Consider the following 19736-nt stretch of genomic DNA (forward strand, 5'->3'; position numbering starts at 1 on the left):
GTGCTGCGTTACTTCAGCATCTTGCATCATTCGGTCCGACTAAGTCCCTGCATGATGTAATTGCTCACGTATGTAATCAGCTTGGGTCAGACAGTGCAAACATGATCTCGCCTTCAGCGACCACTTTGTCGCCCACTCGGGCTGTTGCTTTACCTTTACCAATGGAACCCTTCAGACGCGTAATCTCCACTTCCAACATCAACGTATCTCCGGGCACAACTTGTCCACGGAATCGGAAATTGTCCAGTCCCGCTAAAAATCCAATTTTGCCTTTATTACCTTCCATATTAAGGATGGCACATGCACCAACCTGAGCCAGCGCTTCTGTAATCAATACGCCCGGCATTACCGGATACTCTGGGAAATGACCAATGAAGAAAGGTTCGTTAATGGTTACGTTTTTCAAACCAACGGCACGTTTTCCATCCTCCATCTCTACAATCTTGTCCACCAGCAAAAACGGGGGGCGGTGCGGGATGATCTCTTGGATCTGTTTGATATCGAGCACAGTGTAATCTCCTCTCGGGATGTTTATATGAGCATTCTTCATCATGGATTGACTCTTAGCGCTACGGTGGTCGTTACGGTTACGGATCGTCCTTCTGATCGCTGTTGTCTCCGATTTTTTTTGATCAACCTCAGAGAGGTCAAAATTCGGTGACAAAGGCGAGCGCTTCGCTTCTTCTGAACGATTCCGTTCCCTCCACTTACTTCGGTGCTGCAAGGTCAACCCCCACATGACAAAATCAAAAGCTCATATAAATGGGTTTTTAATTTTTAAATTTTGTATGAAAAGCATATTTTCGGTTAACACTAGTTATATCCTTCATGACTGCAGTAGTGAAGGTTAAGATAAGGGGTCTCTCTTCGCGATGACGAATGTCTTTCGCAGGGGAGGCCTCTTTTGTGACGTCAAACGTCATCCATCATTATACTGTTTTCAACGTCAAAAAGAAAACTCCTGCCTGCGCAGGAGTTTTCGCTTAACTCGTTACATTATGGAGCGAATACCAGATTATATACATGTTCCCATGTACTCCATTGCAATACGGAACCGATATCCTGTTTGCCCAGTACCACATATCCAGCTACCATTCCGCCAGCAAGGGCAAGAACAAGCAGGACCGGAACCAGAAACCATCTTGCGATGCGCCATCCACTCTTCTTCTTCTTGACTTCCTTCTTCTCTGGCTTACTGTTCTGCTGCTGTGTTTCTGTCATCACATTCACCTTTTACGCTCTTATAGTGTTGGCAAGACCCATCATGGAGTCACTCGAAGTTAGCGCCCGTGCCGCCAGCTGATATGTCCGCTGTCCTTGCATAAGCAAAGCCATCTCCTGTGTCAGATCCACATTGGATTGCTCCAGATAACCTGGACGGATCATGGCAGTCGCTTGACGTGTAGCTGCATCAGCGCCAAATACATCATCCTCGGTTAATCCCGCATCCAGCCCAAACAGATTATCCGCATACTGTACCAGCCCCTCAGGGCGTTCAATGTCTACCACTTGCAGCTGTGCTCCAATGGTTGCGTTCGCCTCATTACCGCGTCGGATTAGCAGGTTGCCATTTTCATCAAAAGCAACCTTGCTATTATTCGGTGCCGTAATACGGTTTCCTAGACGATCCAGAGCAAAGTGACCTTCGCCATTGACCATAACCATCATGTCTGGTGAATTCGGAGTAGGCTTCGGTCTTGTATCCGGTACAAAATGAAATGCACCCTGACGTGTCCACATTTTTTCCCCATTCGCTTCAACTGCAAACATGGCATTTCCCTCAATGGCCAGATCGGTTGGAAGACCTGTCTCATTTAAGGTACCCTGAGACATATCCTTCGTCACATCTGCCAAACGAGCACCAAAACCGAGGTTATATCCCATCGGTGTGGAACGTCCATCCAGTTTGTATTTGTCCGGTTGTTGTTGAACCCGGGTCAGCACATCCTCGAAAGCCGCTTGCTTGCTCTTATAGCCTGCCGTATTCACGTTGGCAATATTATCGGAAATGACATCCAGACGCTGCTGTATAGCAGTCATGGAAACTTTTGCACTAATCATGGAATTATTCATCGGTGGTTTACCCTCCCTTGGTTCCTGTCCACCCTCCCAAACCCTCCCTAGTAGGGAGGGCCCCAGATGGCGCTGCCCTCTGGACTCCCGAAACAGGCGGATTAGGTAAGTGGGGTACGATCTTGCTAAGTGGCGGTGGTGTGTGCGCCGCGACTGTCCGACTATGATTCCCGCCATCGTTTCACATGGCTAAATCATAGTATGACACGCTCTTTATGCGGCGTGTAGCTCCGCGTGGTCTCTTCCCTGCTTTGCTTCGCAAAGGACTGTCGAGACCGTCGCTGCGCTCAGGCACTGCTGCGCAATCCTCGCATAGGCTCGGCTGCGTTTGGTTTGCGCTTCGCGTGAGCCTCTCTGCTTTGCTACGCAAAGGGCGTTTGGCTCTCCGCTACGCGGTTATATTTAAACGTCGGCGTTATACACGACCGACGTCATTGACGGCTTTTTCCAAACTGCGGTCGTAGAATTGTACGACCTTCTGGTTCGCTTCATACGCACGGTATGCAGCGTTCATATCAACCGTTGCCTGTGAAGCATCGACATTCGACCCTTCCAGGTATCCCTGACGGATCTGCACATTATCACCGGCAGCCAGCATCCGGGCAGTTGCCCCATTTTCATCACTCAGACTGAAATTGCCATCACCTTGACGAACCAGTTGATTCGGCTGGTCAATGACACTAATACCGAGAGTAACGCCTGTCGGTGCACCCGTTGCTGCATCCACAAGACGGCCTTGCTCATCCACTTTAAATTGCTCTACTGAACCTGTCAACACTACAGGTTGTCCATTATTATCCAACACTTGTGAACCTGTTGAACTCAGCAGCTGTCCGGTTCCTGTAATCTCGAAGTGACCATCACGTGTATATCCAGTATTACCTTGTGCATCCTGAACTGTAAAATACGCCTGAGGCTGGTAAGTCACCGTGCCATCGGCCCGTACAAATTTGCCTGAAGCGTCAAACGGGACAGGTTGTCCAGTCTGCGGATCATTGACAGACATATTGGATGAAATGGAAAAATCATTTTTCTGTCCAGTCTCCATAATGGTCCCCTGCAAATTCATGGACAAACTCTCTTCCGCGAACACCCCTGTGTTCAGCTTGCCCAGCCGCTTTGTCGGGAGATTCGCATCTCCGCCTACCAAGGTAATGAGCATTTCCGGAAAGGAACGGCTTACGCTGTTCACCTGTTTATATCCCGTCGTGTTCGTATTTACAATATTCTGCGTTGCTGTATCATGGCGGCGTTGTTGCGTAATCATTCCCGCAGTAGCGGTGTACAGACCTCTTAACATGAATTAACCCCTCTCCTCAAGCGCTTGTCCTGCATCACAGGCTGGCTGCTTGTCCGTTCTGCTTTCCGAGCATGGCGAACCTTTGCTATTTATATCGGCAGATTAGAACTTTTTCTTAACCACCTGATCCAAATTGTTAAGCATAATGCCTGTCCCCTTCACGACACAATGCATTGGATCTTCCGCAACCCATACCGGTACATGCAATTCATTGGACAAAAGCTCGTCCAGTCCTTTGAGCAATGCGCCTCCACCAGTCAACACTACACCACGGTCGATAATGTCCGCTGACAATTCCGGCGGTGTGCGTTCCAATACCGACTTCGCTGCAACGATGATGGATTGCACGGAATCCCAGAGTGCTTCCTGTACTTCTTTTCCTGATACCGTTACGGTAACTGGCAGACCGGATACCATATCGCGCCCACGAATATCCATCTCGGATTGATGTCCACCTGGTGTCACGGAACCAATCGCAATCTTAATATCTTCCGCGGTCCGTTCACCGATCATGAGCTTGTACTTGGCTTTGATAAACTTGATAATGGCTTCGTCGAACTTGTCCCCTGCGACTTTAATAGAAGAGGCGGTGACTACGTCGCCCATAGAAAGGACTGCAACGTCAGTCGTACCGCCGCCGATATCCACGACCATATTGCCGCTCGGCTGAAAAATATCCATTCCCGCACCGATCGCTGCCGCTTTCGGCTCTTCTTCCAGAAACACTTCTTTGGCACCGCTGCGCTCCGCCGCCTCGCGGATGGCCTTCTGCTCCACGGAAGTAATGTTCGTTGGTGCACAGATCAGAATTCGAGGGTGGCTGTACCAGCTTCTTGCACCTACACGATTAATGAAATGTCTGAGCATCGCTTCTGTAATCTCGAAGTCCGCAATAACGCCGTCGCGCAACGGTCTAATGGCAACAATGTTACCTGGAGTACGCCCCACCATACGACGCGCTTCTTCCCCAACAGCAAGGACACGCTTCGTATCTCTTTCAATGGTCACGACGGAAGGTTCATCGAGGACAACCCCACTTCCTTTCACGTGAATAAGCACGTTCGCCGTGCCAAGATCAATACCGATATCCTTGCTAAACATAAAAGAGCCCCCAAAGTGATATTATTTGGTCAGCGTATCCTGTGAAAAAGAGTCCCTTATCACGTCACCGCTCGTTCGACAAAGTGCAACATATATATGTAAAAATCGGGCTGATAAGATGTCATAATTCGATCCTGTACCAGCTTTTAACATATCATACTTCAGGGGAGGGATTCAATGCATGTGTGAGCTTTTTGGCCTACGTCTTTGTGAAGATGCTTACGATTTGGCGGAAGCCAACACCTCACGTTTCTTGCCACTCGTTTTTTTGTATTTGATTTTGGTCGCTTCCCCGCCCCGCAAATGGCGGATCGACTTGTGATACTCCAAAATGTGTTTCACCTGGTCAGCAAGATCAGGGTTAATTTCCGGCAGACGCTCCGTCAGATCCTTATGCACAGTACTCTTTGACACGCCAAATTCCTTGGCTATGGTACGGACCGTATTCCTCGTCTCAACAATGCAGCGACCAATTTTGATGGTCCGTTCCTTGATGTAATCGTGCACGCTCCCGCCTCCCTACTGTGTGGATAGTTTGGTACATTATATGAGGAGCATGCCTATATATTCGCGGTTTAGAGGTGTGACAAGCTTCGAAGGTCCCATTATTTTCTGAAAAGCACAAAAGAGCAGAGGTTTAACCCTCTGCCCGTCATGTTGCTGCGGTATAAATCATTTATTTTTCCGGAAGATATCCTTGCGGGTTAACCGGCTGTCCGTCTTCGTACACTTCAAAGTGAAGGTGGTTGCCGAGCGTTTTACCCAATTCATTAACGCCAGCAGATGCAATCGCATCTCCCTGTTTCACTTCGTCGTCCTGTTTCACTTTGACGTCTGCCAAGCTTTGGTATACCGTCTTCAGGTTATCGCTGTGAGTGATTTCCACAACTTGACCTGTGAGCGGATTTTGTTCCACCCGTGTAACTTTACCGGCTAGCGCTGCTTTGACTTCAAACGTTTTGTTATCCCCACGTGCCAGATCCACACCTGTGTTCGGGATAAATGTATCATTGTACTGCACCATCGCCGCTTCATGTTCCTCGGTTGAAGCTTCGTTATCATAGAAAGGTTTCACTACCGAAATTTCGGACGGTACCGCTACCGGCCATACAAAATTCTCCGACTTTGCAACAACTTCCACACTTTCTTCTTCTCCGCCTACCGCTGTTCCTTCTGTACCCGCCGATGCGCCTGTTTCTACTACCCCGCTAGCAGGGTCCGAGTTCAGCGTTTTGTCGCCTGTGCCCTGATAGACCCACACTAAGGTTAGTATAATGCCTGCTGCTGCGATGTAGGCTGCCGGGAAGACCCAGCGTTTGGACATTGCTCTTTTCCATGAAGAGGGCTGGCTAGCCGGTACTCCTTGAGTTGTTTTAGGAGTTTCTTCTTGGATTGTTTTTTTGTTTTGTTCATTCATGTTAATCACCTCAGTAACAAGTGTTACCGGGTGCAACTCTTTTATACACGCGCGACTCTAATTATTTTCACGGAGGTTTCAGAGAGTGCTATATATATTGGAGATGAGTGTTAGTGCGTGCGCCGCTTCGGGGCCAGAAAACCTTTCGACCGCTGGTTACTACCGGATTTCTTTCTATCACCTTCTTTAAAGGTGAAATCCGGTAGTAAAGGCAAGTTTATGCTTCCGATGCAGCTTTCTTTCAGAAAGCTTTTAGCTTTGTTTCTACAGGTCTTTTCTGTCCCCTACGCTCCCCATACGCTAGCACTCTCCCTATATATAGCCGAATCTAGAAACCTCCGGAATGGGTGGTTGGTAGAGAAGTCTCGGTTGGCTGTAGAAGCCGACCCTCCTATGGAGTAAGTTTATCGGGTGAGAGCGAAATGATATAGGATGTGACTGGATACCGGTCAACTAAGGCTTTCCTGACGTCCTCATGCGTCAAAGCATTTATCTATACATCCATATCCATCTCTCCTACTTCGATGCCAGCATCTTGGATGCCTGTCCGAATGAGATACCGGTATAGTAATGTTTGAGAATCTGGGTGGCGGTGTGTCCCTCCTGCGCCATGCCGTTTGCTCCCCATTGGCTCATACCCACACCATGGCCATACCCGTACGTTGTAATCTGGACCTCATCTCCCACAGCCTTCCAACTGAACTGGCTGGATCTTAATCCGAGCAGCTTGCGAACCTCAGGACCGTTGAATGTTTCACCTGCGATCTGCATTTCCTTTATTCGATGCCCTTTGGTGGTAGATAATACTTCCATCCACGATCCATCCTTCTGAGCAGTAACCGGAATGGCATCCAAGTTCAGCTTCTGCAGAATCTCGTTACGCTTCATGGTGACCGTCTTCTCGAAGCCGGGTGCCAGGTTTTTATCCCAGGGACTGTCTACACTTTGCAGATATGGCACAGCATTCCCCCACACATCCTCCGCATTCTCCGTATATCCATTACTTGTAGAGAAAAAGGAAGCTGTGATCGCTTTGCCCTGATATGTCATGACCGCATCTCGACTTTCGCGTACAGCCTGTTGCAGCTTCTCCCATTCCTTGGCCTTCCCCAGACGAGTCCATTCCGATTTCACCTGATCTGGCGGAATAAACACCTGATGGCTGACCGTATCCGTCACATCGGCCGTACCCGATGGAACACCACTTGTATCACTCGCAGCGAGTCTTCGTACGATAAATGTGCGCGCTGCGATCGCCTGCGCCTTTAACGCCTCCAGTCTGAATTCCGCTGGCATCTCTGCTGCCACTACCCCGGTAACATAGTCTTCCAATGGCAGATTCATCGTTGTCCCCGTTGCAGACAGGTATACGCGCACTTGGGGTTCGGGGTAGGTAACAGGGACTGCTGGCGCAGGAGCTGGGGGTGGTGTACTGTTGGCATCTGCTCGAACAGGGGTTGGCTTAACCGATTCGCTCTCCCGCGGCCATACCAGAATCACCGGGATCAGTAATGCCATTGCCAATAAGGCAGATACAGCGGCAGCCGGTTGCCATCTTGTGGGGTTACGTCCCCATCGACGTTTTCGTCCGAATGTCCGCATTCGACGACGCTTCACCCGGCGGAACTGGTCCAACTCAATAACAGGTATATGGACGTGCTCGGCTGTCTGTCTGTCTAGTTTATCTGTCGACATCTGCTCTGGGCTTGAACATTTTGCAGGCTGTGATGGGACAGCCCTCAGGTTCACTGGGGCAAGCTTGTCTTTTTCCACTCCAGTTACGATATTCCCCTCCGGCTCTTGCATACCCGGACGAGGGACAAGGGGTACCTTCACCTGTACACGAGCTTCTTTCATTCGAATATAACCCTCCGTTGTCTATGGCCGGTTAAGTGCCGGTCGTGTTGTTCAAATCCATAGTTTAGGGTATGAGTTAGCTCGATCTGATAGAACCTGATTTAAGAGAAACGGGGCCCCATTCGTTCCGTTACATTTCCAGCTTTCTTATACTATGTACATCTTAAAAAGGTTGATCTATCGCTGAATACCGGTGTTTAACTGGATACGAGGCCCTATATAGAGTACGCTCTTTCATTTGGTTCAGAATCGATACAGAATACGATGTTATGCTATACAAGTTAGGACCAGCTATTAATAGAATCAGGTATTAAACATCACGTTCGTCTTTTTGAAAATAACACAAAAAAAGCCAAGCCGGTTGGCTTAGCTTTTCATCTTTTACAACATATGTCTATCGCATTTGTAATCCACACAACCGTGTGACTCAATACTATAGAACAGGATCTGTTTAGTTCAATCCAGTGTTAAGCTAAAGTCGGTTGCACCTTAAACATCGGTACTTCTTTCTCCACTTTTTCACTAGGTGCTTTGGTTGCTTCCAGCTTAGGCTCATCAACCGAAATCCGATAGATGTCAGCGCCAAGTCCGTTAAGCTTCTCAGCGAGATGTACATAGCCACGGTCGATGTGATGAACACCGCCCACTTCCGTTGTACCTTCAGCAACAAGACCCGCAATAATGAGTGCGGCACCCGCACGCAAATCGGTAGCCGTTACTTTGGCACCCTTCAGTTTGGCATTACCTGTGATGATGGACGAACGTCCTTCAACTTTGATCTCCGCATTCATCAATTGGAATTCATCCACATGCATGAATCGGTTTTCAAAAACAGTCTCTGTCACGACACTTGTTCCTTCAGATGCCAGCAAGAGTGCCATCATCTGGGATTGCATATCGGTCGGGAATCCTGGGTATGGTAATGTTTTCACGTCCACAGCCTTAAGAGGACGATCTGCGATTACACGCACGCCATTCTCATCCGGTTGAATCGTTACACCCATCTCTTCAAGCTTCGCAATAACGGAGCCCAGGTGATCAGAGATTGCACCTTCAATGTACACGTCACCACCAGAGATTGCAGCAGCAGCCATATACGTACCAGCTTCTACTCGATCCGGAATGACCGTGTGAGTAACGCCTGTCAGCTTCTCCACACCTTCGATGCGGATCACTCCAGTACCAGCACCACGTACAATGGCACCCATTCCATTCAGGAAGTTGGCAAGATCCACAATTTCAGGTTCTTTTGCCGCATTCTCCAGAACAGTTACGCCTTCGGCCAATGTAGCAGCCATCATAATATTTTGAGTGGCACCTACGGAAGCCACATCCAGATAAATTTTCGCGCCACGTAACCGACCTTGGCTACGAGCTTCGATATAACCTTGGCCCAAGCTGATCTCTGCGCCCATGGCTTCAAAACCTTTCAAATGCTGATCAATAGGTCGTGTACCGATGGCACATCCACCAGGAAGTGAGATTCTTGTATGACCCATTCGCGTCAACAAAGGCCCCATGACCAGGAAAGACGCCCGCATTTTACTTACCCATTCATACGGGGCTTCACAGGAAGTAAGTTTCTCCGCATTTACGGTAATCACTTCGTCCCGGTATGTAACTCCCGCTCCCAGCGATTCCAACACCTTGTTAATCGTCATCACATCGTCTAGAGGAGGCGCGTCAACAATAACGCTTTGTCCTTCTTCCCCTAAGAGAGAGGCAGCGATGATCGGAAGAACAGAATTTTTAGCGCCGCTAACTTTGACACTTCCGGTCAACCTTTTGCCACCGCGGACGATAAATTTGCTCATCATGGTTCCCTCCGCGCTTTTATTCCCTTTTCTTCATTCCGGAATACGTAAGCCCCACTGTGCTAGAAAGGACTGTTGCTGTGTATGGAATTTCGACATATTTTGGCATATTGCCACAGATGTCTGTTCAGAAAAGAATTAGTTTTTATAATCCATATCAATGATACCATGTGCCGTGCGTCTTGCTATTCAGCATGTAAAATCAGTGTCTTACAAGCCAACAGAGCATCAGAACAGACAGAGTGGGATGGTTATTAGCCGGCATCAACCGGATATCCCGTTTATAACTACAAAATAAGTGAACAATTGTGAATTCCCTAACTTCCATCATAACATTGTTGAATTGTACGATACAAGCATTTTTACATAAAACATCTCAAATTCATCCAATTTTACGTCACATTTTTTTCTTAATTTCTTTACCGACAACTCATACTCTAATTGTTAACACAATTAATCGATGTTATTCGACAATGAGCTCCTTGAAGATCCTAACAGATGATTAACCAACCATCTCAACATTAAAACAAATTCTTCAACATTTGGGTCCAAGACAAGTAGTCAATGACAAAGCCAGCAACGGCGTGCCCCAAAATGATGGCGAGCAACAAATGTAACAGTCTTCCCTGTGCACCTCGTGGCTGTCTGATGATTAAATCCAGTTTGAGGTTCTGTAAAGCCCACCAAGACAATGCTATACATAACAGGGAGACGATAATTGAGACCAAGCCATTGGTGCTTAGCGCTTGGTTCACCTGATTCGTCAGATCAGTATCCATATATTCATTACCTCCACATTTGTTGCAGCGATCAGCATATCATATGCCCAACACCCATAACTTGTTAGCATAGGTATGTATTGAGGATAACATGCTGAGCGTACTGTCAGATTTACTCCTGCCATGCAGGATTCTCCTGATGCCCAATAGGCGAGCAGCAACAATCCGGCTGTGCATGACTATGGAATCTACTACGCAGCTGCCTGCTTCTGCTGACTCTATGGAATATAGGCTCTTTCATCATACATTGTCAATTACATTGATTTCCACTTCTAAAATATTTTAATTTTAAAATGCCGGGATTTTGTGACTAAAACGACATAAAAGAGCGCTATTTCGATATCGATTCTGTCATTTCCTCGGAAATAATTTGAATTCCTTCTTGATAAAAATGGTTCTCTCAGTGGTAAATGCGCCCACTACTTTAGTCCTACATTCTATTCAAGTCCTCATAATCGGTGATTAATCTGCTTAATAAACTTCTGTTTAATGAAGGGATCACATGGAATTTGAGGCCTACTCTTTTACTATATTTGATAAAACAATTCTATTAAACAAACTCAAAAAAGCCCGGCAGACTAAGCCGCCAGGCTTTCAAGAATCGTTTATTTGCCAAATACATTAATCCGGTTAACCGCTTTTTGCAGTGCAATCTCTGCACGACGGTGATCAAAGTGGTCCTGATTGCTTTGGCTCTTCAGCCGGCGTTCTGCCCGCTCTTTCGCCGCACGCGCACGATCCACATCAATACTTTCCGGGAATTCAGCACTCTCTGCGAGTACAACAACCTTATCTCTACGTACTTCGATAAACCCGCCACCGATGGCAACTCGTTTATTTTCTTTTCCGTTATGAATATAGATTGGTGCAATCTGCAAAGGTGTAACCATAGGAATATGACCTGGCAGAATGCCCAGTTCCCCTTCAATACCACGAGCCGTGATCCGATCTACCTGTTCTGAATATACCAGACGCTCGGGTGTTACAATTTCCAACAAAAAGGTGCTCAATTCCATCCCTCCTGAAACTATCCGAAGGATAGCCCACATAAGGACAATCCTGGATTCAGACTAAACCAGTGTTTTGGCTTTCTCCACTGCCTCTTCAATTGTACCCACAAAGAGGAAAGCTGCTTCCGGAAGATCATCATACTTACCTTCGAGAATCTCTTTAAAGCTGCGCACCGTTTCTTTAACCGGAACGTATTTACCCGGAATACCGTTAAATGCTTCAGCAACGTGGAATGGCTGGGACAAGAAACGTTGGATTTTACGAGCACGGTATACAAGCGCTCTGTCTTCTTCACTCAACTCGTCCATACCCAGGATTGCAATGATATCTTGCAATTCATTGTAACGTGCCAAGATACGTTTAACGCCTTGAGCTACGCTGTAGTGTTCCTCACCTACAACTTCAGGGGACAAGATCCGTGAGCTGGAAGCCAGTGGATCTACCGCAGGGTAGATACCCATCTCGGAAATTTTACGCTCCAAGTTCGTCGTTGCATCCAAATGGGCAAACGTCGTTGCAGGAGCCGGGTCAGTGTAGTCATCCGCAGGCACGTAGATGGCCTGAATGGATGTTACAGAACCTTTTTTCGTTGATGTGATACGCTCTTGCAATTGACCCATTTCTGTTGCCAGCGTAGGTTGGTAACCTACCGCGGAAGGCATACGTCCAAGCAAGGCAGATACTTCTGAACCCGCTTGGGTGAAACGGAAGATGTTATCGATAAAGAGCAACACGTCACGGCCTTCTTCATCACGGAAGTATTCCGCCATCGTCAGACCTGTGAGGGCTACACGAAGACGTGCGCCTGGAGGCTCGTTCATTTGTCCGAAGACCATTGCTGTTTTGTTGATAACGCCGGAATCACTCATCTCGTGATACAAGTCATTACCTTCACGTGTACGCTCACCAACACCCGCGAATACGGAGATACCGCCGTGCTCTTGTGCGATGTTGTTGATCAATTCCTGAATCGTTACCGTCTTACCTACACCGGCACCACCGAAGAGGCCGATTTTACCACCTTTTGCGTAAGGAGCAAGCAAGTCGATAACTTTGATTCCTGTCTCCAGCATCTCTGCTTGGGTAGTCAGTTCATCAAATGCAGGTGCTGAACGGTGAATCGGGTTCTTCCGTTCAGTAGCTACGGCACCGCCAGTATCAATGGTTTCGCCGAGTACGTTAAATACACGACCCAGTGTCGCTTCTCCGACTGGTACAGAGATTGGCGCTCCTGTGTCTAATGCTTCCATACCACGAACAAGTCCATCCGTGGTGGACATCGCAATACAACGTACCCGGTTGTCACCCAGATGTCTAGAAGCTTCGAGTGTAAGGTTCACACTTACGCCGCTCTCACTTACTGTGGTGATCGTAATGGCATTGAGGATTTCCGGCAGACCGCCGCGATCAAACTCGACGTCAACAACCGGACCCATGATGCTCACAACGCGTCCTTTGTTCATCTTAACGTTCCCCTCCTACAAGCCTGCTACTTTTGCAAAAATAATGTCCGTTCGTTTATCTTTGCTCTGCAAGCCTTCATTAATAAATAACAATTATCCTTGTGCTGCGTTAGCACCTGCCACAATTTCCGTAATCTCCTGCGTAATCGCCGCTTGACGGGCACGGTTATAGGTCAATGACAAGTCGTTAATGAGTTTAGATGCATTTTTGGTTGCATTACCCATTGCTGTCATTTTCGCGCCCAGCTCACTTGCCTTACCGTTCAGAAGCGCACCATAGATCAGCGTTTCCGCATAACGCGGAAGCAAAACCTCCAGTACAGCTTCAGCAGACGGCTCGTACTCGTATGCAGCTTGTCCTTCCGCAGCAGTTACCTCAGGTGTTTCCATCGGAAGAAGTTTTTCTACCGTAGGAATCTGGGTCAACGCATTCACAAAGCGGTTATAACAAATGTACAATTCATCAAATTCAGCCAGTTCAAACCCACGAACTGCTTCGTGTGCAATGGATTTAATATCTGCAAATGAAGGCGAATCCGACAGATCTGTTGTTGTGGATGCCATCGCCATTTCACGACGTCTGAAGTAATCGCGTCCTTTACGTCCAATGACGAACAATTCGTAGTCATTCGAGGAGTTATGGCGCTCTTTGAGCGTCTGATTAACTTGACGCAAAACGTTCGCATTGTATCCACCCGCAAGACCACGGTCCGATGTAATGATCAGGTAAGCTGTCTTTTTAACAGGACGGCTCTCCAGCATCGGGTGTTTAATATCTTGTGCGCTAGAAGCAATACTCGCTACAACTTCTTTCAGTTTCTCCGAATATGGACGGGCTGCTTCCGCTTTTTCCTGCGCTTTACGCAGTTTTGCAGCAGCTACCATCTCCATTGCTTTGGTGATCTGCTTGGTGCTTTGTACGCTTTTAATTTGCCGCTTAATTTCGCGCATGCCTTTTGCCATGATTTCACCACCTCAAAACTTTGACGGAGTCAAAGTTACTTCGTAAGCATCATCTTTTTTGACTAAGTCAAAGTATTACATGCAGACATGCGGAATCGAATAGACAACTCCGCAGCTGCAATCATTTATTTAGACAGAGACAGCAAAACTCTTTCTGAACTTCTCAATTGCGCCTTTTAGCGCATTTTCGTTGTCTGCAGTCAATTCTTTAGTATCACGGATCGATGCAAGAATCTCCGGATGACTGCTCTCCATGAACGCAAGGAACTCACGCTCAAAACGAGTAACATCACCTGTTGGAATTTCATCCAGGAATCCTTTAACTGCAGTGTACAAGCTGACTACCTGTTGTTCTACAGGCAGAGGCTGGTTAACACCTTGCTTCAGGATTTCCATCATGCGTGCACCACGATTCAGGCGGGCCTGAGTCGCTTTATCCAGATCGGAACCGAACTGGGAGAACGCTTGAAGCTCACGATATTGAGCGAGGTCGAGACGCAGGGAACCTGCAACCTTTTTCATCGCTTTGATCTGAGCAGAACCACCGACACGGGATACGGAAATACCTACGTTGATCGCTGGGCGTTGTCCAGCATTGAACAAGTCAGCTTCCAGGAAGATCTGTCCGTCCGTGATGGAGATTACGTTCGTTGGAATGTATGCAGATACGTCGGAAGCTTGTGTTTCAATAAACGGAAGCGCGGTTAAAGAACCACCACCCAGTTCATCATTCAGCTTCGCGGCACGCTCCAGCAAACGGGAGTGCAAGTAGAAGACGTCACCCGGATAAGCCTCACGGCCCGGTGGACGACGAAGCAACAAGGAAAGCTCACGGTAAGCAGAAGCTTGTTTGGTCAAGTCATCATAGATAACCAAAACGTGCTCGCCTTTGTACATGAAGTACTCACCCATCGAACAACCGGAATACGGTGCGATGTACAAGAGTGGTGATGGATCGGAAGCTGCTGCAGTTACAACGATCGTGTATTCCATTGCGCCTTTACGACGAAGAGTTTCCACAACTTGAGCAACCGTAGACTGTTTCTGACCAATAGCCACATAGATACACTTCATGCCACTACCTTTTTGGTTCAGGATCGCATCAATTGCGATGGATGTTTTACCTGTTTGACGGTCACCGATGATCAACTCACGTTGTCCACGACCGATTGGAACCATTGCATCAATGGCTTTGATCCCTGTTTGCATTGGCTCATGAACCGATTTACGATCCATTACGCCCGGTGCTTTACCTTCGACAGGACGGAATTCCGTTGTAGCGATTGGCCCTTTGCCATCTACCGGAATACCTAGTGGGTTCACAACGCGTCCAATCAATGCTTCGCCTACAGGCACTTGCATGATTTGACCAGTACGTTTCACTTGGTCGCCTTCACGAATATCGTAGTAAGGTCCCAGGATAACGACACCAACATTGCTTTCTTCCACGTTCATGGCGAGTCCCATAACACCGCTTGGGAATTCAACCAACTCGTTGGACATGACGTTCTCAAGTCCGTACACACGAGCAATACCATCACCAACCTCGATAACCGTTCCGACTTCGACTACATCGATATCGGTCTTGTATTGTTCGATTTGGCTCTTAATTAATGTACTGATTTCTTCTGGTTTGATACTCAAGTGTCCTCACCCCAATCTACTGTACTCGTCTGTTAAAAGACTGCTCAAGACGTTCGAGCTTGCCAGCCAAGCTGCCGTCATAGATCGTATCGCCAATGGCGACTTTCAATCCGCCCAGCAGAGTCGGATCAACAATGTTCTCGATACGAATCTTTTTATTCACACGGCCACCGAATTCACGGGCTACCGCTTCTTTTTCTTCATCATTCAATGCATATGTCGAGTAGACGCGCGCATCAGCGAAGCCGAGCGACTCGCCTTGAATCTTCCGATAATCGTTCAGCAAATCTTCCAGTAATTCAACGCGTCCGCGTTCAATCAACAGCAAGACTGTACGGATGACAGGCTCGGACACCTTGCCATCAAGGCTTGAATGAAGCACATTCTGCTTGGCTTCATCAGAGATATTAGGAGATATGATAAACTTCTGAATATCAGAATCTCCAGTCAATGCACTGACAACTACGCGCAGTTCCTCTTCAACCTCAAGCACCTGTTGTTGTTGAAGAGCAACTTCGAACAATGCTTTCGCATAACGCTTGGCAACTATCGTATCGCGGCTCATTGTCGGCCTCCTACCTCATTGAGGTATTGGTTCACAAGTTCCTCTTGTGCAGGACCGTTCTCAACTTCTTTTTTAATCAATTTAGATGCAATCTGAACGGAAGCTGTACCCAGTTCGCTGCGAAGCGCTGCAACTGCTTTGTTCTTCTCGCTCTCAATTTCGCGTATTGCATCGGTTTTAAGACGATTTGCTTCCGCGTTAGCATCTGCGAGAAGAGCTTCAGCCTGTTTACCACCTGTTTGACGAGACTGCTCAATAATATCCTGAGCCTCTTGGCGCGCTTGCTCCAGAGCTTTCTTCTGTTCTTCAACATAAGTAACAGCCTGTTTACGAGTCTCAGCAGCCTCGTTCATCTCTGACATCACGAGTTCACGACGTTTTTCCATAATAGAGAACAAGGGTCCAAATGCGTAACGACTAAGCAACCAATATAGAATTGCAAATGCAACAATCGCGAGAAACGTGTTTTCCCATAAGAAACTCAATCTGTTCACTCCTTCCTGGAGGTATCCTTAAAACTTTATCCTTTTCAGGATGTTAGCTGTTAGCTAATAAAGAAGGCGCGGAGGGCTCAAGCCTTCCCCGCCATTCCATGGTTTATAATTTATGCTGCTCCGTAGAACATGAATGCAAGTACCACACCAATGATCGGCAATACCTCGATCAAACCTACACCGATAAACATTGTTGTTTGAAGCGTTGATTTTGCTTCCGGTTGACGTGCAATACCATCCACCGTTCTGCTGATTACCATACCGTTAGCGATACTCGCGCCCAAAGCGCCCAATCCTGCAACAATTGCTGCTGCGATTAATGCCATTGCTCCCATTTGTATATCCTCCTTAAAAGTATAAATCAAATTTTATTGTTCAGCCTGACGAGAAATCCCGCAGGACTCAAACTTAATGTTCTTCGTGTGTCTCGATCGTCTGTGAAATGTAAACCATCATCAAAATAACAAAAACAAATGATTGAATGGCCCCGATAAAGATACTAAAGCCTTGCCACACCATTAACAACGGAATAGCTGCCAAGAAACCAGCCACTTTGAACGTTGTCAATTTTAGAATCGTTGTAAGTAAGACTTCGCCTGCAAAGATATTTGCAAACAAACGCATTCCGTGTGTCACTAGTTTTGAGATGGTCTCAATAATATTGATCGGCACGAAAAACGGATACGGTTTGAAATAGTGCTTCAGATAACCGCGTGTGTTACGGAACAACCCTAGTCCATGAGCTACGAGGAACGCTACAAGAGCTAGTCCCATTGTAACGGACAAATCAGCTGTTGGCGATTTGAACCATGCAATCTCAATATGAGGATGAGCTTCTGGGTTTCTAGCGTGAGCCTCTTCATACGCTTCTACTGCTGTAACGATTGGCTTACCAAATGCCGTTGCCGCGTTGATATCCTTGACATCCGTCACCGCTTGGAATGGAAGGCCCAGCATGTTACCTAAGAAGATGAACATAATCATCGTAAGCGCAAGAGATACGAAATGTTTTCCCTTTTTCAGATCCATCGTGCTTGAAATGATGTTTAGTACAAATTCAACAGCCCACTCCATAAAATTTTGCAGTTTGCCCGGATTCTCAACTGACAGATTCCGCGTAGCTACGATGGCGAAAATAAAAACAAGAGCACTGGTTACGATCAACATCAGCAAAACGGACAAATCAAGATGAAAACCTCCGAGCATAATCACTGGAGCTTCATGCATACTTTTTTTCACCCCTTTCTCGACTTGAAAGCTGCAGCACCTGAAAAATCATACTTCTTTGCGGGACTGTATAATCCCTATAATCAGTAAGGAAAATTGTGCAATGGCCAGACCACCTGCAACCGCATATGTATTGAAGTACTGCGGAAAGCGCATCGATACATAAATACCTAGCACTGCGAGTGCCGCTCTTGTCAAAAATCCCAGGTTCACACGTTTCAGGTTACCTTCTGCCGCACCATCAGCTAACTTCTTCACTTTGTGGCCTAAATATAACGCATTGATCAAACTGATCCCCGCGCCCAGCGCCAATCCCAAAGCAATTGTCTCCAAACGTGGCATAAACGCCGCTGTAAGAAAACAAAACATAAGAAGATACATGATGAAAACAGTCATCGATCTGCGGTATCTGGTTAGTTCACTCATCACTTTCCCCCATGACTTTTTTCGCGATAAAGTAGATGCTTACACCGCCTGCCGCAAGAAAAAAGAGAACGCTTACGGCGATCCATATTCCGTTACCTCCGATGGCCTTGTCCAACCAGGAGCCAGCGTAATATCCGGCAACAGCCAGAATGGCAATCTCGATCCCAAAAGCTGTCACGAGCCCCATCGCTTTCCATACATTATCATCATGGTTACGGGATGAATTTGGTTTGTTCGAATCGGCCATTTTCCACGCCACCCTTGCAATCCCAGTTAATTTTACTGAATGATGAGAGCCTTTGTCAATTGAATGATTTTAGCGTTTTAAAGGGGGAAACGACGGGAGTATAGACTCTTAGAGCCCATAAACCCGCGGAAACCGTACAGTTTAACTGTATACTTACCCTTTATAAATCCGTCAGAAAATTTGTATTATTTTTTGAATTTTCTGTGAAATGATTCCGGACGCTCACTATTCACACCGAAATGGTGCAAAATCGCATTGACAATTCTTTCCGAAGCATGTCCATCACCGTATGGATTGGCAGCCTGGCTCATGCTTGCATACAGTGTTTTGTCTGTAAGCAGAGCTTTTGTCCGTTCATATACAAGTTCCTCTTCTGTACCTACCAGTTCCAGCGTTCCAGCTTCAATGCCTTCCGGGCGTTCTGTTGTATCTCGCAATACGAGCACAGGCACACCAAACGAAGGCGCTTCTTCCTGCAAACCGCCTGAATCGGTCAAAATCAAGTGAGTGTGCGGGTAAAAGTTATGCAAATCCACCACGTCTAGTGGATCAATTAATTGAATACGGGGATGATTCCCCAAAATCGCGTGAGCCGGCTCCTTCACAGCAGGACTTGGATGCACCGGGTACACGATGGCAATATCTTCGAATTCGTCGGCAATCCGTTTGACGGCCTGGAAAATGTTGCGGTGAGGCTCGCCTTGAGATTCACGGCGATGAGCTGTCATCAGCACAAGACGTTTGCCTTGGGCCCAATCAAGTACTGGGTGTGTGTAGTCCTCCCGTACTGTATATTGAAACACATCTGTTACCGTGTTGCCTGTGACATACGTACTAGACTCTGATTTATTTTCTTTGGCAAGATTAGAAGAAGACCAATCCGTAGGCGCAAAATGTAGATCAGCCAGTACTCCCGTCAACTGACGGTTCATCTCTTCCGGATATGGAGACAGCTTGTTCCACGTCCGCAGCCCCGCTTCCACATGTCCTACCTGAATCTGTTGCAGGAATGCTGCGTAGCTCGCTACAAAGGTAGTCAATGTATCCCCGTGAACCAGTACAATATCCGGCTTAGCTTCAGCTAACACCGGCTCCAGACCACCAAGTACACGTATCGTAATTTCGTTCAATGTCTGGCGGTCTTTCATCACATCCAGATCATAATCGGGATGAATGTCGAAAACTTCAAGTACCTGATCCAACATTTGGCGATGCTGCGCAGTTACGCAAACAATAGATTCAATAGACTCGGGATGTTTTTGCAATTCCAAAATAAGCGGAGCCATCTTGATGGCTTCTGGACGCACCCCGAAGATCGTCATGACTTTAATTTTGTTGGACATTCGAGCAAAGCC

21 protein-coding genes are annotated in these 19736 nt (G+C 47.2%); all 21 read right to left on the reverse strand.

Annotation, left to right across the window (positions count from 1 at the left end; genetic code table 11):
- Positions 1-76: 76 nt before the first annotated feature.
- Positions 77-508, reverse strand: coding sequence for a 3-hydroxyacyl-ACP dehydratase FabZ (fabZ, locus tag MHI06_RS26820; protein WP_340402189.1), 432 nt, complete (start codon positions 506-508; stop codon positions 77-79).
- A gap of 488 nt (positions 509-996) precedes the next feature.
- Positions 997-1221, reverse strand: coding sequence for a DNA-directed RNA polymerase subunit beta (locus MHI06_RS26825; protein WP_062836973.1), 225 nt, complete (start codon positions 1219-1221; stop codon positions 997-999).
- A gap of 12 nt (positions 1222-1233) precedes the next feature.
- Positions 1234-2073 (reverse strand): flagellar hook-basal body protein, encoded by an 840-nt coding sequence (locus MHI06_RS26830; protein ID WP_062836972.1) that lies wholly within the window; start codon positions 2071-2073, stop codon positions 1234-1236.
- Positions 2074-2488: 415 nt separating this feature from the next.
- Positions 2489-3373 (reverse strand): flagellar hook-basal body protein, encoded by an 885-nt coding sequence (locus MHI06_RS26835; RefSeq protein ID WP_340399633.1) that lies wholly within the window; start codon positions 3371-3373, stop codon positions 2489-2491.
- 102 nt (positions 3374-3475) lie between these two features.
- Positions 3476-4474, reverse strand: coding sequence for a rod shape-determining protein (locus tag MHI06_RS26840; protein WP_145324412.1), 999 nt, complete (start codon positions 4472-4474; stop codon positions 3476-3478).
- A 219-nt stretch (positions 4475-4693) separates the two neighbouring features.
- Positions 4694-4981 (reverse strand): sporulation transcriptional regulator SpoIIID, encoded by a 288-nt coding sequence (gene spoIIID, locus MHI06_RS26845; protein ID WP_024632710.1) that lies wholly within the window; start codon positions 4979-4981, stop codon positions 4694-4696.
- A gap of 169 nt (positions 4982-5150) precedes the next feature.
- Positions 5151-5891, reverse strand: a complete 741-nt coding sequence (locus tag MHI06_RS26850; RefSeq protein WP_169479765.1) for a M23 family metallopeptidase — start codon at positions 5889-5891, stop codon at positions 5151-5153.
- A 516-nt stretch (positions 5892-6407) separates the two neighbouring features.
- Positions 6408-7748, reverse strand: coding sequence for a stage II sporulation protein D (spoIID, locus tag MHI06_RS26855; RefSeq protein ID WP_340399634.1), 1341 nt, complete (start codon positions 7746-7748; stop codon positions 6408-6410).
- Between the two features lie 467 nt (positions 7749-8215).
- Positions 8216-9562, reverse strand: a complete 1347-nt coding sequence (gene murA / locus MHI06_RS26860; RefSeq protein WP_169480032.1) for a UDP-N-acetylglucosamine 1-carboxyvinyltransferase — start codon at positions 9560-9562, stop codon at positions 8216-8218.
- A 521-nt stretch (positions 9563-10083) separates the two neighbouring features.
- Positions 10084-10341 (reverse strand): DUF1146 family protein, encoded by a 258-nt coding sequence (locus MHI06_RS26865; RefSeq protein ID WP_076332551.1) that lies wholly within the window; start codon positions 10339-10341, stop codon positions 10084-10086.
- A gap of 605 nt (positions 10342-10946) precedes the next feature.
- On the reverse strand, positions 10947-11351 hold the full coding sequence (locus MHI06_RS26870) for a F0F1 ATP synthase subunit epsilon (protein WP_340399635.1): 405 nt from the start codon (positions 11349-11351) through the stop codon (positions 10947-10949).
- 60 nt (positions 11352-11411) lie between these two features.
- Positions 11412-12815 carry a F0F1 ATP synthase subunit beta gene (gene atpD, locus MHI06_RS26875; protein ID WP_169479769.1) on the reverse strand — a complete coding sequence of 468 codons (1404 nt, stop codon included), beginning with the start codon at positions 12813-12815 and terminating at the stop codon, positions 11412-11414.
- A 93-nt stretch (positions 12816-12908) separates the two neighbouring features.
- Positions 12909-13778 (reverse strand): ATP synthase F1 subunit gamma, encoded by an 870-nt coding sequence (atpG, locus tag MHI06_RS26880; RefSeq protein ID WP_169479770.1) that lies wholly within the window; start codon positions 13776-13778, stop codon positions 12909-12911.
- A 129-nt stretch (positions 13779-13907) separates the two neighbouring features.
- Entirely contained in the window at positions 13908-15422 is a 1515-nt protein-coding gene (gene atpA / locus MHI06_RS26885; RefSeq protein WP_047840700.1) for a F0F1 ATP synthase subunit alpha, read from the reverse strand.
- A gap of 16 nt (positions 15423-15438) precedes the next feature.
- Complete coding sequence (locus MHI06_RS26890) at positions 15439-15987, reverse strand: F0F1 ATP synthase subunit delta (protein ID WP_169479771.1); 549 nt, start codon at positions 15985-15987, stop codon at positions 15439-15441.
- Complete coding sequence (atpF, locus tag MHI06_RS26895) at positions 15984-16472, reverse strand: F0F1 ATP synthase subunit B (protein WP_169479772.1); 489 nt, start codon at positions 16470-16472, stop codon at positions 15984-15986. Before atpF ends, MHI06_RS26890 begins: the two co-directional genes overlap by 4 nt.
- Positions 16473-16591: 119 nt before the next feature.
- On the reverse strand, positions 16592-16816 hold the full coding sequence (atpE, locus tag MHI06_RS26900; protein WP_056693857.1) for a F0F1 ATP synthase subunit C: 225 nt from the start codon (positions 16814-16816) through the stop codon (positions 16592-16594).
- 73 nt (positions 16817-16889) lie between these two features.
- Positions 16890-17708, reverse strand: a complete 819-nt coding sequence (atpB, locus tag MHI06_RS26905) for a F0F1 ATP synthase subunit A (protein ID WP_169479773.1) — start codon at positions 17706-17708, stop codon at positions 16890-16892.
- A gap of 48 nt (positions 17709-17756) precedes the next feature.
- Positions 17757-18134 (reverse strand): ATP synthase subunit I, encoded by a 378-nt coding sequence (locus MHI06_RS26910; protein WP_169479774.1) that lies wholly within the window; start codon positions 18132-18134, stop codon positions 17757-17759.
- Entirely contained in the window at positions 18127-18381 is a 255-nt protein-coding gene (locus tag MHI06_RS26915) for an AtpZ/AtpI family protein (RefSeq protein ID WP_340399636.1), read from the reverse strand. The genes MHI06_RS26910 and MHI06_RS26915 overlap by 8 nt, the downstream gene beginning before the upstream one ends.
- Before the next feature lie 185 nt (positions 18382-18566).
- Complete coding sequence (wecB, locus tag MHI06_RS26920) at positions 18567-19724, reverse strand: UDP-N-acetylglucosamine 2-epimerase (non-hydrolyzing) (protein ID WP_169479775.1); 1158 nt, start codon at positions 19722-19724, stop codon at positions 18567-18569.
- Positions 19725-19736 lie beyond the last annotated feature (12 nt).

The sequence above is a fragment of the Paenibacillus sp. FSL H8-0079 genome (genome assembly GCF_037991315.1).
In the GTDB taxonomy this organism is placed as follows: Bacteria; Bacillota; Bacilli; order Paenibacillales; family Paenibacillaceae; genus Paenibacillus.